The 13636-nt window shown below is 73.3% G+C and carries 12 protein-coding genes; 10 read left to right on the forward strand and 2 right to left on the reverse strand.

The window, feature by feature from the left end:
* Positions 1–116 precede the first annotated feature (116 nt).
* Both FHX78_RS07360 and FHX78_RS07365 read left to right on the forward strand, forming a co-directional pair.
* A complete protein-coding gene (locus FHX78_RS07360) occupies positions 117–881 on the forward strand; it encodes a GntR family transcriptional regulator (RefSeq protein ID WP_145866655.1) in 765 nt (254 codons plus the stop codon).
* A 111-nt stretch (positions 882–992) separates the two neighbouring features.
* Positions 993–1931, forward strand: coding sequence for an aldo/keto reductase (locus FHX78_RS07365; RefSeq protein ID WP_145866656.1), 939 nt, complete (start codon positions 993–995; stop codon positions 1929–1931).
* A 94-nt stretch (positions 1932–2025) separates the two neighbouring features.
* Here the strand turns inward: FHX78_RS07365 and FHX78_RS07370 are convergent, their stop codons facing one another.
* Complete coding sequence (locus FHX78_RS07370) at positions 2026–3144, reverse strand: endonuclease/exonuclease/phosphatase family protein (protein WP_145866657.1); 1119 nt, start codon at positions 3142–3144, stop codon at positions 2026–2028.
* Between the two features lie 164 nt (positions 3145–3308).
* Here FHX78_RS07370 and FHX78_RS07375 point away from each other — a divergent pair, with 164 nt between their 5' ends.
* The 7 genes from FHX78_RS07375 (at position 3309) to FHX78_RS07405 (ending at position 10916) form a co-directional block, all read left to right on the forward strand.
* On the forward strand, positions 3309–4310 hold the full coding sequence (locus FHX78_RS07375; protein WP_145866658.1) for a glycosyltransferase family 2 protein: 1002 nt from the start codon (positions 3309–3311) through the stop codon (positions 4308–4310).
* Positions 4307–5290 (forward strand): lysylphosphatidylglycerol synthase domain-containing protein, encoded by a 984-nt coding sequence (locus FHX78_RS07380; protein WP_145866659.1) that lies wholly within the window; start codon positions 4307–4309, stop codon positions 5288–5290. The genes FHX78_RS07375 and FHX78_RS07380 overlap by 4 nt, the downstream gene beginning before the upstream one ends.
* The gene (locus FHX78_RS07385) at positions 5277–6677 is read left to right on the forward strand and encodes an aspartate aminotransferase family protein (protein ID WP_208766180.1); all 1401 of its coding nucleotides are present in this window, start codon (positions 5277–5279) and stop codon (positions 6675–6677) included. The genes FHX78_RS07380 and FHX78_RS07385 overlap by 14 nt, the downstream gene beginning before the upstream one ends.
* Positions 6671–7693 carry an NAD-dependent epimerase/dehydratase family protein gene (locus tag FHX78_RS07390; RefSeq protein ID WP_145866660.1) on the forward strand — a complete coding sequence of 341 codons (1023 nt, stop codon included), beginning with the start codon at positions 6671–6673 and terminating at the stop codon, positions 7691–7693. The genes FHX78_RS07385 and FHX78_RS07390 overlap by 7 nt, the downstream gene beginning before the upstream one ends.
* Positions 7694–7702: 9 nt before the next feature.
* Entirely contained in the window at positions 7703–8629 is a 927-nt protein-coding gene (locus tag FHX78_RS07395; protein ID WP_229923964.1) for a UbiA prenyltransferase family protein, read from the forward strand.
* A gap of 71 nt (positions 8630–8700) precedes the next feature.
* Entirely contained in the window at positions 8701–9705 is a 1005-nt protein-coding gene (locus FHX78_RS07400) for a glycosyltransferase family 2 protein (protein WP_145866661.1), read from the forward strand.
* The gene (locus FHX78_RS07405) at positions 9702–10916 is read left to right on the forward strand and encodes an endonuclease/exonuclease/phosphatase family protein (RefSeq protein ID WP_145866662.1); all 1215 of its coding nucleotides are present in this window, start codon (positions 9702–9704) and stop codon (positions 10914–10916) included. The genes FHX78_RS07400 and FHX78_RS07405 overlap by 4 nt, the downstream gene beginning before the upstream one ends.
* 66 nt (positions 10917–10982) lie before the next feature.
* Here FHX78_RS07405 and FHX78_RS07410 read toward each other — a convergent pair whose 3' ends face one another.
* Positions 10983–11750, reverse strand: coding sequence for an AfsR/SARP family transcriptional regulator (locus FHX78_RS07410; protein WP_145866663.1), 768 nt, complete (start codon positions 11748–11750; stop codon positions 10983–10985).
* A 345-nt stretch (positions 11751–12095) separates the two neighbouring features.
* Here FHX78_RS07410 and FHX78_RS07415 point away from each other — a divergent pair, with 345 nt between their 5' ends.
* Entirely contained in the window at positions 12096–13619 is a 1524-nt protein-coding gene (locus tag FHX78_RS07415; protein ID WP_145866664.1) for a glycoside hydrolase family 3 protein, read from the forward strand.
* Positions 13620–13636 lie beyond the last annotated feature (17 nt).

Consider the following 13636-nt stretch of genomic DNA (forward strand, 5'->3'; position numbering starts at 1 on the left):
CTCACCGTTATAACAGGATCGCCGAGCGTGCGGCGCCGATCACGGCCGCCCGCCGACGTGCACCGCGGCCGGCGCCTGCCGTCCGCGCGCCGGACACCGCAGCCGGAAGGCAGGTCATGAGCACGGACGTCAGCAGCGCCCAGGCGGACACGGGGGCGCCGGGCCGCGCCGGTCGCGTCCCGAAGTACTACCGCATCAAACAGCGGTTACTGCAGATGACCGACGAGCGCACACCGGGCTCACCCATGCCGGCCGAGCGCCTGCTCGCCGTCGAGTTCCGCACCTCCCGCACCACCATCCGCAAGGCGTTGCAGGAGCTGGTGGGTGAGGGCCGGCTCGACCGGATCCAGGGCAAGGGCACGTTCGTCGCCCGGCCGAAGGTCTACCGGACGCTCCAGCTGACCTCGTACACCGAGGACATGCGGGCCCAGGGGCTCAACCCCGCCTCACAGGTGCTCGACATCGGCTACGTCCCCGCCGGCGAGGACCTGGCGGCCCTGCTCGACATGGAGCCGGGGGACCGGGTCCTGCGCATCGAACGGCTGCGGCTGGCGGGCGGCGAGCCGATGGCGATCGAGGCGACGCACCTGTCCGCCCGGCGCTTCCCGGCGCTGCGCCGCAACCTGAGCCGCTACACCTCGCTCTACACCACCCTCGCCGAGGTGTACGGCGTACGGCCGGCCGAGGCGGACGAGACGATCGAGACCTCCCCCGCGACCCCGCGGGAGGCCGGGCTGCTCGGCACGGACGTGGGCCTGCCGATGCTGCTGCTGTCCCGCCACTCACGGGACGAGGAGGGCCGGCCGGTGGAATGGGTCCGCTCGGTGTACCGCGGCTCGCGCTACAAGTTCACGGCCACCCTGCGCCGGCCGCGGCCCTGACGGAGCGTCACCCGAGGTGGACGGTCGGCCAGGATTGGCCTAGACCTTTGAGCGTCGCGGGAGGTATACACGGGGGGACCATCCGGCTCCCATCCCAAGGACCCACACCCCATGGCCATCCCGCAGCGCACCATCGTTCTCGGCACGTTGGGCTTCGGTACGAGCGTCGACCAGGAGACGTCGTTCCGGATCCTGGACCGGTTCACCGAACTGGGCGGCACCGCTCTCGACACGGCCAACAACTACGCCTTCTGGGCCGACGGCGCCAACGGCGACGAGAGCGAACTCGTCCTCGGCGCCTGGCTCGCCGACCGCGGCGCGCGCGACAGCGTGTCGATCGGCACCAAGGTGGGCGCCCGGCCCTCCGTCCCCGGCGGCGGCCTGGAGTCCGCCGAGGGACTGTCGGAGAAGGTGATCCGGGCGGCGCTGGAGGACAGCCTGCGCCGGCTGCGCACCGACCGCGTGGAGGTGTACTGGAGCCACATCGAGGACCGCTCCGTCCCCCTCGACGAGACCGTGCACGCCCTCGCCGACCTCGTCGACAGCGGCAAGGCCGGTGAGCTGGGGGTGAGCAACCACGCGGTCTGGCGCGTCGAGCGGGCCCGTGCCCTCGCGGGCGACCGGCCCCGCTACACCCACCTGCAGTACCGGTACTCCTACCTGCAGCCCCGCCTCGACCTGCCGCTGCCGTCGTCGGCGCACGTCCACGTCACCTCCGAGCTGCTCGACTACGCGCGCAGCGAGCCGGATCTGCGTCTGTGGGCGTACAGCCCGCTGCTGTCGGGCGGTTACACCCGCGCCGACGTGGAGATCCCGGCCGCCTACGACCACCCGGGCACCGAGCCCCGGCTGACCGCGTTGCGCGAGGTCGCCGACGAGGTGGGCGCGACGGTGAACCAGGTGGTGCTCGCCTGGCTGCTGGACCACGATCCGCGGATCCTGCCGATCGTCGGGGTCAGCCGGGTCGCCCAGGTCGAGGAGGCGATGGGGGCGCTCGACGTCGTACTGGACCCCGGGCAGCGCGAGCGCCTCGACCGAGCGGGCCGCTGACGACGGCGCGGCGCGGGGACGGCGGCCCCCGCGGGGGCGGCCGGAGGGTGGGTGGTGGCGGGGCGCGGTTCCCGTGTCCCGGCACCGCCCGGTCTCAGCGGGCGAGCGACACCACCAGCCGTTGCGCCTTGTGGTCGGAGAGCCCGCGCGGGTCCACGAAGTCGTAGCGGTGCACGCGCAGCGCGTCGTCGGTGAACGCCCAGTCGAGCCGCCACAGTTCCAGCCCCTCGCTGTTCCAGGTGAGGGGGAGGACGGTCGCGGAGGCGGGCAGGGCGTCGTGGAGGGTGTCACGCAGCGGGTCCAGGTCGCGCATGGCCGGGGTGGTGTTGAAGTCCCCCGCGACGAACACCGGGTGGGGGTTGTCCGTCACGTCCCGCAGCAGGGCCGCGTAGTGCGCCCGGCGCTCGGCGTCCCGTGTCCGGATCTCGTCGTAGAAACCTCCACTCAGGACGCCTCGCTCGATGTCGAGCTGGACGGGCACGTGGACGTTGTAGAACGAGACCACCCGGCCCCGCACCGACACGTCCGTGCGCAGCACCTTGCCCCGCTCGAACGTCTCCCGCCAGGGCGTGCCCGGGCGTATGTCCCGGCCCGGTCCGACCGGGGGGCGGGCGACGACGGGGAACCGTGACAGGGTCACCTGCTCCCCCAGCACCGCCACGTGGTATCCGGGGAACTCCGCGCGCACGCGGTCCAGTTCGTCGATCGGGGCGGGCCGGCCGTCGACCCATGCCAGGTACTCCTGCAGCAGGTAGACGTCGGCCCGCTCGGCCTTGAGGTAGCGGTAGAACGCCTCGGGATCGTCCGCGGTGTCCCAGTACTTGGTGTTCCACGCGACCACGGTGAGCGCGTCCGCGGGCGCGGGTCCGGGCCGCCCGCCCGGCGTCAGGGCCGCCCAGTTCACCCCGGCGCGGGTGAGTCCCGACAGCAGCAACAGCACCAGCACGGCCACCAGCGGCCGGCGCACCCGGCGGGGTCCGGCGCGCAGGCCGAACGCCAGCAGCACCAGCGGTACGGCGACGAAGCAGAGCGGCGGCACCAGGTCGGGAACCAGCCACAGCCACCAGCGGCCGCCGAGCGCGAGGTTGAGCAGCGAGTACAGCGCCCACGACGCGGTGAGGCAGATCAGCACCGCGGAGCCGACGCCCCGCCGGCGCCCGGGGCGCGGCGGGGCCGGAGCGGGGGGCGGAAGGGTTTCGGAGGTGGCCGTCATACGTCCTCGGGCGGGCGGTCGTACGGGTCTCGGGCGAACACGCGGCCGAACAGTAGCAGCGCCCGGCGCCCTCCCCGGGGCGCCCGCAGGCCGGCGCGACGGCCGCCGGGGGACGATACAGAACCGATAACGGTCCGATACGCAGCGCGACCGACACTACCCGCATGCCGCCTTCCGTATCGGTCGTCATCCCAGCTCACAACGCCTCCCGGACCCTCGCCGCCTGCCTGGAGTCCGTCTACGCCCAGACCCGTGCGGTCCACGAGGTGATCGTGGTGGACGACGGCAGCACCGACCGGACGGGCGAGATCGCCCGGGGCTTCCCGTGCACGGTGATCCGGCTGGAGCCCAACCGCGGTGTCTCGGCGGCCCGCAACACCGGCATCGCGGCCGCCACGGGCGACATCCTGTTCTTCCTCGACTCCGACGAGGCGCTCACCCCCGGCTCGGTCGCGGCCGCCGTGGAGATCCTGGCCGCGGACCCGGACTGCGGGTGCGTACACGGCGTGATCGCGCCGGACCCGCTGTTCGACGACGGCCCGGTGGAGCGGTACAAGGTGCTGCACGCCCACTGGTGGCGGGCCCGCGGCGTGGGCGAGGTGGAGACCGCGTTCTTCGCCCAGGCCGCCGTGCCCCGGCGGGTGTTCGAGGTGGTGGGCGGGTTCGACGAGCGGCTGCGCGACTCGGAGGACCTGGAGTTCAGCGACCGGCTCGCCCCGCGCTTCCGCATCGTGCTGACCGACCGGATCGTGGCCCGGCACGACGAGGAGCACGAGCTGGGCGCCCTGCTCGCCGAGACGTTCCGCCGCGCCCTGCTGCTGGTGCCCGCGCTGCGGTCGGCGCGGCGCGGCGGACGCCGCAACCTCACGGCCAACAGCCCCGCCTCGGTCGCCGCGGCGGCCCTGTTCCTCCTCACGCTGCCGCTCGCCCCCTGGTTCCCCCCGGCCCCCGTGGCGGGGCTGGCCGCGTTCTGCGCCGCCAACCTGGGACTGCTGCGGTTCGCCGCACGACACCGGGGCGCCGGGTTCGTGCCGTTCTTCACCGCCGTCCATCTGGCCACCCACGCCGCCCTGTTGAGCGGCGCCGCGCTCGGCGCCCTGCGCGCGCCGGCCGGCCGGACGGCCGCCGGCGGGAACGCCGCCGTGCGCCGGGAGCCGAGCCGGTGAAGCGCCGGCTGCGCGCGCTGCTCACCCCGGCCGTCGTGCTGACGGCGCTGGTCTTCGTCGGCCTCGCACTGCGCGAGGACGGCCCGCGGGCGGCCCGCGCGCTGGCCCGGCCGGAGGCCGTGCCGCTGCTGGCCGCGGCGGTGGCCGCCAACGTCGCGGGGCTGGTGCTCGCCGTGCACGCCTGGCGGGTGCTCATCCCCGGCGAGCACGCCGTGCGGGGCCTGTACGCGGCGAAGATCTACTTCCTGGGCCAGCTCAGCAAGTACATCCCCGGACGCGTCTGGGGCGTGCTCACCCATGTCGCGCACGGCCGCGCCGTCGGGGTGCCCGGAGCGCAGATGACCTCCGCGTACGTCCTGAGCCTGGCCCTGACGCTGCTCACCGGGGCGGGGGTCGCCCTGCTCGCGGCGCCCGCCGCGATGCCCGGCACCTGGCCGTGGCTGCTCCTGCCGGCCCTGGGGCTCGCCGCCTGTGTGGTGCGGCCCGCGCTGGCGACCCGGCCGGTGACGGCGCTGGCCAGGAGGCTGCGCCGGCCGGTGCGGGTGCCCGACGACGCGACGGTCCGGCGGGCCATGCTGCTGGCCGTCGCCTCCTGGCTGGTCTCCGGCGCCCACCTGTGGTTCGTGGTCCTCGCGCTGGACGCGCCGGTGTGGCGTAGCGCGGGCCCGGCGGTCGGCGCCTTCGCCCTGGCCACGGTGGTCAGCAGCCTGGCGCTGATCGTGCCGGACGGGTGGGGGGTGCGGGAGCTGACCATCACCGCCGCGCTCGCCGTCGTCCTGCCCGGCGGCGCCGCGGTGACCGCCGCCCTCGCCAGCCGGCTCGTCTGTGTCGTGGCCGAACTGGGCAGTTCGGCCGTCGTCCTCGCCTGGGCCCGGTTCCGGGGCGCCCCCGGACCACCCGTGAGTCCGCGGCCCGCAACGGCGCGGCCCGTGAGCCCGCAGTCCGTGACTTCGATGGGAGAAACCCGTGTACACCCTTGACGACGCCGAACGGCTCGCGGTCGGCGAGGTGCACGACCTCTACCGACGGCATGTGAACAAGAGCCAGGTCTCCCTGATGACCTCGTTCGGTTTCGGCCGCGAACTGGTCGACCACGCCGAGGGCGCCTATCTGACGCTCAAGGACGGGCGCCGCGTCCTCGACATGACCGGCGGGGTCGGCGTCCTCAACCACGGCCACAACCACCCGCGCGTCCTCGCCGTCCGGGAACGGTTCGCCCGTGACCGGCGGATGGAGGTCCACAAGACGTACTTCTCGCCCTACCTGGCGGCGCTCGGCCACAACCTGGCGGAGGTGCTGCCCGGCGACCTCTCCATGTCGTTCCTGCCCAACTCGGGCGCCGAGGCGGTGGAGGGAGCGGTCAAGCTCGCCTACAAGTACCACGCCGGCACCCGGCAGACGGTGCTGCGCGCGGACTGCGCCTTCCACGGCAAGCTGCTCGGCTCGGGCGGGCTGACCGGCCAGAGCCAGTTCCCCTTCCCGACCATCCCCGGCGTCGACACCTTCCGGTACGGCGACCTGGACTCGGTGCGCGAGGCGATCGGACGGCACCCCGGGGACGTGTACGCGATCCTCGTCGAGCCGTTCAGCGCCTCCACCATCCAGTGGTGCTCGGAGCACTTCCTGCGCGGACTGCGCGAGTTGTGCACCCGGCACGACATCGTGCTGGTCTTCGACGAGATCTACACCGGGTGGGGCAAGACGGGCAGCATGTTCTACTTCATGCGGTACCCGGGGCTCCTGCCGGACGTGGTCACCACCTCCAAGTCGTTCGGCGGCGGCAAGTCCTCGATCTCCGCCTACGTCGCCCGGGAACCGGTCTTCCGCAAGGCGTACGACAATCTGGGCGACTCGCTGCTCAACTCCACCTCCACGACGTACTACGGGTTCGGCGAGGAGTGCGCCACCGCCCTGGAGGCGGTCAACATCGCGGTGGAGGACGACTATCCGGCGCGCGCCCGCGCGCTGGAGGCCGTGCTGGAACCGGGACTGGCCCGGCTCGCCAAGGAACACCCCGACGCGATCGGCAGGGTGGCGGGCGCCGGTGCGCTGTGGGGCGTCTTCATCGACGGCGGTCCCCGGGTGCTCGATTTGGTGGCGAAACTGGCGCCCGGCGGCATGGCCAGGGACCCGCAGTTCAAGACCAAGCTGGTGACCTGCGCGGTGATCAGCGCCCTCTACGAGGACCACGACATCTTCGCCTACTACACCCTCAACGGGCGCAACCCGCTGATCCTCGGGCCCTCGCTGGTCACCGAGCCCGACGAGGCGGAGCGCACGGTGGACGCCCTGGGCGCGGTGCTGGAGCAGGGCCTCGGCCGTCTCGTGGCGCGTTTCGTCAAGCAGAAGGTGAGCTCGCAGTGGTGATCACCATCACCGGCGCGGCCGGCATGCTCGGCGGCCGGCTGGCCGAGCGCCTGCTCGCCGACGGCTGGGAGGTGCGCGGTGTCGACCTGCGCCCCGGCCCGGGAGTGGAGTTCGTCGGGGACATCCGGGACCGTGAGCTGATGCGCCGTGCCCTGGCGGGCGCCGACGTCCTCGTGCACGCCGCCGCGGCCCTGCCCAGCTATCCGGACGAGCAGATACGGTCCATCATCGTCGGCGGCACCAAGAACGTGTTCGCGGCCGCACGGGCGGCGGGCACGCCCCGGGTGGTGCACGTCTCCTCCACCGCGGTGTACGGGCTGCCGCGCGTGGTCCCCACGACCGAGGAGTATCCGCGCGAGCCCGTGGACACCTACAGCCGGGCCAAGGCCGCGGCCGAGGAGGTCGCGGAGCGGTACCGCGGGGACGGCATGTGCGTGCCGATCCTGCGGCCCAAGACCTTCGTCGGCCCGGGCCGCATGGGGCTGTTCTCGATGCTCTTCGAGTGGGCGGAGGAGGGGCGCAACTTCCCGGTCCTGGGCAGGGGCGACGTACGCATCCAGATGTTCGCGATCGACGACCTGATCGACGCGGTCGTCACCGTGCTCACCGCCGGGGAGGACGTCGCCAACGACACCTACAACCTGGCCGCCGCCGAGTTCGGCACCCTCCGCGAGGACTTCCAGGCCGTCCTGGACGCCGCCGGCCACGGCAAACGGGTCGTCGGGCTGCCCGCCCGGCCCGCGCTCGGGGTGCTCGCGGCGCTGCAGAGGGCCAGGCTGTCCCCGGTGTACGGGCGGCTGCTGCACAAGCTGATGGACGACTCGTACGTCAGCATCGACAAGGCGTCGCGGCGGCTGGGGTTCACGCCCAAGTACTCCAACCGGGACGCCGTCCTGCTCACCTACGAGTGGTGGCGCACCGCCCGGCACGAGACCCCGGCGGGCGGGGCCACCGGCCGCACCAGCCGGGATCCGTGGCGCCAGGGCGTGCTGTCCGCGGCCAGAGTCTTCTTCTGAGGAGGGGCCATGACCTTCGTCGACGAACGGGCGAAGTCCGCCCCCGCCGGGAGCACGGGCGCGCGGACCGGGGCGCGGCCGGCGCGGGGCGTGGCGGCCGGGCTGGCCGCCCTGACGCGCCCCGGCCAGTGGCCGAAGAACGTCCTGGTGGTGCCGCTGCCGCTGCTCGGCGCCCCGTGGGACTGGGGCACGGCCGGACGGGTCGCCCTCGCCACCGCCGCCTTCGTACTGGCGTCCTCCCTGGTGTACCTGGTCAACGACCTCGCGGACCGAGAGCGCGACAAGCGCCACCCGGTGAAACGGCACCGGCCCCTGGCCTCCGGGCAGGTGCGGCCGCCGGCCGCCGTGGCCTTCGGCGGTGTGCTGGCCCTGGCGCTGGTGGCGCTGCTCGCCCCGCTCGGCCCGGAGGGCACCTGGACGGTCCTGCTCTACCTGGCCGTGAACGCCGCCTACAGCTGGCGGCTGAAGCACCTGCACCTGCTGGACGTGTTCATCGTGGCCACCGGGTTCGTGCTGCGGCTGCTGGGCGGGTACGAGGCGAGCGGCCGGCCGGTGGCGGGCTGGCTGGTGCTCACCGTCCTGACCCTGTGCCTGCTGCTGATCCTGGGCAAGCGCCGGCACGAGCTGGGGGTCTCCGGCACCGGGCACCGGCCCGCGCTGGCCGGCTACTCCGCGCACTTCCTGGACCTGGTGCTGGTGATGTGCGCCGCGCTCACCATGGTCAGCTATCTGCTCTTCCTGCGCACCGAGTCCGGCTACGCGCCGGCGGCCCTGCTCACCGCCCCCTGCGCGCTGTTCGCGCTCTTCCGCTATCTGCAGATCGTGGTCGTGAAGAGCGAGGGCGGCAGCCCGGTGCGGGTCCTGCTGCGGGACCCCGTCATGCTCACCAACTCCTCCGTGTGGGCCGCGCTGCTCGTGGTGTTCCAGGCCGTCTGACCACTCCCCCCGTCCACCCCCGTCACGTACCGCGCGTCCCGACCGAGGACCCGAAGGACACAAGGACCCCCATGGCCGCACCTCTCGTGTCGGTGGTCGTCCCCCTCTACAACGACCGCCGCACCGTCGACCTCTGCCTGCGCTCCGTCCTGGAGCAGACCTACCGGAAGCTGGAGGTGATCGTCGTCGACGACGCCAGCACCGACGGCTCCGCCGAGATCGCCGCCCTGCACCCCGTCACCGTGGTGCGGGCCGGGCGCAACGGCGGCCCCGGCGCCACCCGCAACCTGGGCGTGAGGCACGCCCGGGGGGAGATCGTGTTCTTCCTGGACGCCGATGTGACCCTGCACCCCGAGGCGGTGGCGCGGGCGGTGGAGCTCTTCGAGGAGAAACCGTCGTACGGCGCCGTCTTCGGCATACCGGACAAGGAGCCGTTGTTCGACGAGGGACCGGTCTGCGACTACCGCATCCTGCAGTACCACTACTGGCGCAAGAGCGCCGAGGGCCTGGTCAGCGGCGGCTTCTACGCGCTGGGCGCGGTGCGCCGGTCCGCCTTCCTGGAGGCGGGCTGGTTCAACTCCGCGCTGCGGCAGACCGAGGAGATCGACCACGCCGAACGGCTCGCCGCCCGCTCCCCGATGCTGCTCACCTCCCGCGTCCGCGGGCGGCTGTCCGACGAGACGCGGATGCGGCCGCTGCTGCGCAAGGCGTTCGTCCGCAGCCGGCTGCGGGTGCCGTTCTACCTGGACCGGGGGCGGGCGATGCAGGGCATGGAGACCGGCGGCCGGGCCGCCGCCTCCGTGCTGGCGGCCCTCGCCCTGGTGACGCTGCCCCTCGCCCTGGTGTGGCCGGCGACCGCGCCGGTGCCCCTGCTGGCGCTGGCCGCGTGTGTCCTCGCCGACCTGGGCCAGTACGTCTTCGTCGCCCGCGAACGCGGCCCCGCGTTCCTGGTGTTCTTCACCGGCTGCCACCTCCTGATGAACACCGCGGTGGTCGCCGGGCTCGCCGTGGGCCTGGTCCAGTGGGCCGTCAGCGGGCGCTTCCGCCGTATGTACCGCACGGAGGTGGCCGCATGACGACCCAGTCGCCGCCCGCCGGACCGCCGACGCTCCCCGTGCCGGACGGGGTGGGGCGGACGGCGGGCACGCCGGGACGCGCCCGCCGGACGGCCCGGGCCCTGCGCCTGTGGTACGGACGCGTGCTGGTGGCCGTCACCGGCGTCTGGCTGCTGTACGCGGTCGTGCGGTGGCTGGTCAGCGGCCGCTGGCACTGGAGCATCCTGCTGGACGCGGCCCCGCCGGTGCTGCTGGTGTCCGTCCCGGCGGTGCTGCTCCTCGCCGGTGCCGCGGCCTGCGGGCGGCGCCGGCGGTGGAGCGCGGGGCTCGCCTCGGCGGCGCTGCTGCTGGCGCTCACCACCGGGTCCGGCATCAACTGGCCCGCGCTGTGGCGGGATCCCGGGCCGGTGCCGCCGGGCGCGCTGCACGTGGTGTCGCTGAACACGCAGTACTGGGGCCAGAACTCCGGGACGGACAAGGTCTACGAGCTGCTGCACGAGCACCCGGCCGACGTCTATCTGCTCCAGGAGCACGTGGCCTGGCGGGCGGGGCTCGGTGAGGAGGGGTACAGCGAGGTGGACGACGACGACCGGCTGCGCGCCGAGTTCCCGGGGTACCACATCGCCCGCCGCGGTGAACTGCTCACGCTGTCCCGCTTTCCCGTCGTGGCGAGTCCCCCGGTGGGTCCCGCCGTCGAGCTGGACGCGCGCCCGGACACCACGTTCAAGCGGGTCTTCGAGCGGGACAAGGTGATGCGCACGGACCTGTCGGTCCACGGCCGGGTGCTCAGTGTCTACAACGTGCACATCACCGTGCCGCTGGCCGTCGACAACCTCGACCTGTTCTCCGGCTACGACCACGACTCCTACTTCAAGCGGAAGTTCGACTGGCGCCTCGAGGAACTGCGCGGTCTGGAGGAGGACCTGGACGACAACCCGTACCCGACGCTGATCTCCGGCGACTTCAACTCCACGGAGTCGATGCGGGAACTGGACGGGATCCGCGAGCGGGCCGACGACGCGCTGCGCGCCAACGACGAACTGCTGCCGATGACCTGGAGGTACGCCGCCCCGGCCGCCTTCGAGTGGGACAGCGTGTTCAACCGGCCGCTGCCGCTGTGGCGGGTGGACTGGAGCTTCACCGTCCACGGCGTGCGAGTGCACCGCTACGACCTGCTGTCCACCGGCGGTCTGTCCGAGCACCGGTTGCAGGACCTGTGGGTGTCGCTGTGACCCCCGGGCGGGCGCACGGCCGGGGCGGGGCGGTCCTGGCCGCCCTCCCCGGCGCGGGCGCCGCGCTCAGGCCACCCCGCGCACCGGCTGGTTGCGCTCTGTGCCCAGCAGGATCGCCTGTTCCAGCTCACCGAGTTCGGGGCCGGGCTCGATGCCCAGCTCCTCGACCAGGGTCGAGCGGATGCCGCGGTAGACCTCCAGGGCCTCCGCGGTGCGCTGCGACCGGTACAGGGCGAGCATCAGCTGGGCGTGCAGGTGCTCGCGGTAGGGGTGTTCGGCGGTCAGCTGCATCAACTCGCCGATCAGGTCCTGGTGGCGGCCCAGTTCGAGGTCGAGGCGGATCCGTTCCTCGGTGGCGCGCAGCCGTGCCTCCTCCAGGCGGCGTGCGCCGGATTCGACGGGTCCGCCGGACAGGCCCGACAGGGCGGGACCGGTCCACAGGGACAGGGCCCGGCGCAGGGTGTGGACGGCCTCCTCGGTCAGCCCGGCCTCCGTGAGGGTGCGCGCGCGGCGTACCCGGGCGTCGAAGACGGAGGCGTCGAGCTGGTTTTCGTCCAGGCAGAGCCGGTAGCCCTGCGGATGGGTTTCGATGAGGCCGGCCGGACCGGCGGCCGCGAAGCCCCGGCGCATGGTGGAAATGCAGATGCGAATCTGCGTACGCGCGCTGGCGGGCGGCGAGCCACCCCACACGGCGTCCACGAGATCGTCGATGGGCACCACCCAGTTGACTTCCAGGGCCAGCACCGCGAGGACGATCTTCGTTCGTCTGCCGCCGAGCGGGACCTCCTTTCCGTCGCAGAGGACACGCAGCGGCCCGAGAAGGTGGACTAACACGCCAGAAACCCCCGTTAGCTTTCTTCGCGCATCGCACCGGTCCACCCGACGACTGAAGTCCCCACACCCCCGGGCGGTGATGACCGTGCGCTGTTCGAGAATGACCGTGAGCCACCTTGGTATGGACCAAGCAGGGTGTCAAGAAGAATTCACACTCTCCGAAACCGCCGGGAATCACCGTCGCTTCTGCAACGGAAACCGCTCCGAAATCGGGCCACTTGGATTCCACAATTCCTTGACATCGTCTATTGGTATAGGCCAATATGCGGTCTGGTCTGAACCAATCCTGGCGCGATCCCGCCCGTCCGGGGAGCGCGTGCTCGACATCTGTCCGGAGGTCCCCGCATGGCCGAGAGCAGCCACCCGCGCCTGTCGCGGCTGGCCCACACCGTGCTCCAGCCGGGCTTCGAGGGGACCACCGTGCCGGACTGGGTGCGCCGCCGGATCTCCGAAGGACTCACCTCCGTCGTCCTGTTCGCCCGCAACATCCACGGCCCCGAACAGGTCGCGGCGCTCACCACCGCCCTGTACGCGGAGAACCCCGCCCTCGTCGTCGCCGTCGACGAGGAGGCGGGCGACGTCACCCGCCTCGAAGCCCGCACCGGGGCCTCCCGCCCGGGCAACCTGGCACTGGGCACCCTCGACGACATCGATATCACCGAGCAGGTCGCCCGGGACGTCGGACGGGAACTGCACGGCCTCGGCATCACCCTGAACTACGCGCCGAGCGCCGATGTCAACACCAACCCGCTGAACCCGGTCATCGGGGTGCGCTCCTTCGGCTCCCGCACCGACGTCGTCTCCCGGCACGCCGCCGCGTGGGTGCGGGGGCTGCAGTCGGCGGGCGTCGCCGCGTGCGCCAAGCACTTCCCCGGCCACGGCGACACCGTCGTCGACTCCCACGACGGACTGCCGCAGGTCTCGGCGGACGCCGGCACCCTGGCGCTGACCGCGCTGCCGCCGTTCATCGCCGCGATGGACGCGGGCGTACGGGCCGTGATGACCGCGCACCTGCTGGTCCCGGCCTACGACAGCCGGTGGCCGGCGACCCTGAGCCGCCCCGTCGTCGGCGACCTGCTGCGCGGCGAACTCGGCTTCACCGGGCTGGTGGTGACCGACGCCGTCGAGATGGGCGCCGTGGCCGACCGCTACGGCCTGACGGGCGCGGCCGTCCGGGCCGTCGCCGCCGGTGCGGACGCGGTGTGCGTCGGCGGCGCGCACGCCGACGAGGCGACCACGGCCCGGCTGGCCGACGCCCTGGTGGCCGCCGTGACCGACGGACGGCTGCCGGAACGGCGGCTCGCCGAGGCCGCCGCGCGGGTGACGGAGTTCGCCGGGTGGGCGGGCGCGCTGCGCCGCCGCGCGCCCGGGCCCCGCGACAGCCCCGGCATCGGTCTGACGGCGGCCCGGCGGGCCGTCCGCGTCCACCACGGGCCGGACCGCGCCACCGAGTTCCCGCTCGTGGGCACCCCCCACGTGGTGGAACTGTCCCCGGCCACCACCCTCGCCATCGACCCCGGAACCCCGTGGGGCGTGGCGGAACCGCTGAAGACGCTGCGGCCGGGCACCACGTCCGTCCGGCTCGGCGAGCGCCAGCTCCAGGACGGCGACGAGGTGCTGGAGCGGCTGGCACTGCGCCCGGCGGACGGCCGTCCGCTGGTCGTGGTGGTCCGGGACGCCGTCCGCTACGGCTGGATGGCCCGCGCGCTGGCCGGCCTGGTCCGCCGGCGCCCCGACGCCCTCGTCGTCGAGATGGGCGTCCCCGCGGGTGAGCGCCCCGGAGCGGTGTACCTGGCCACGCACGGCGCCACGCGGGTGTCGGGCATCGCCGCGGCCGAGGTGCTGGTGGGCCGCACCGGGCCGTCGTAGCACCACCCGGCGCCCTT

It is taken from the genome of Streptomyces capillispiralis (assembly GCF_007829875.1).
GTDB classification, from domain to species: domain Bacteria; phylum Actinomycetota; class Actinomycetes; order Streptomycetales; family Streptomycetaceae; genus Streptomyces; species Streptomyces capillispiralis.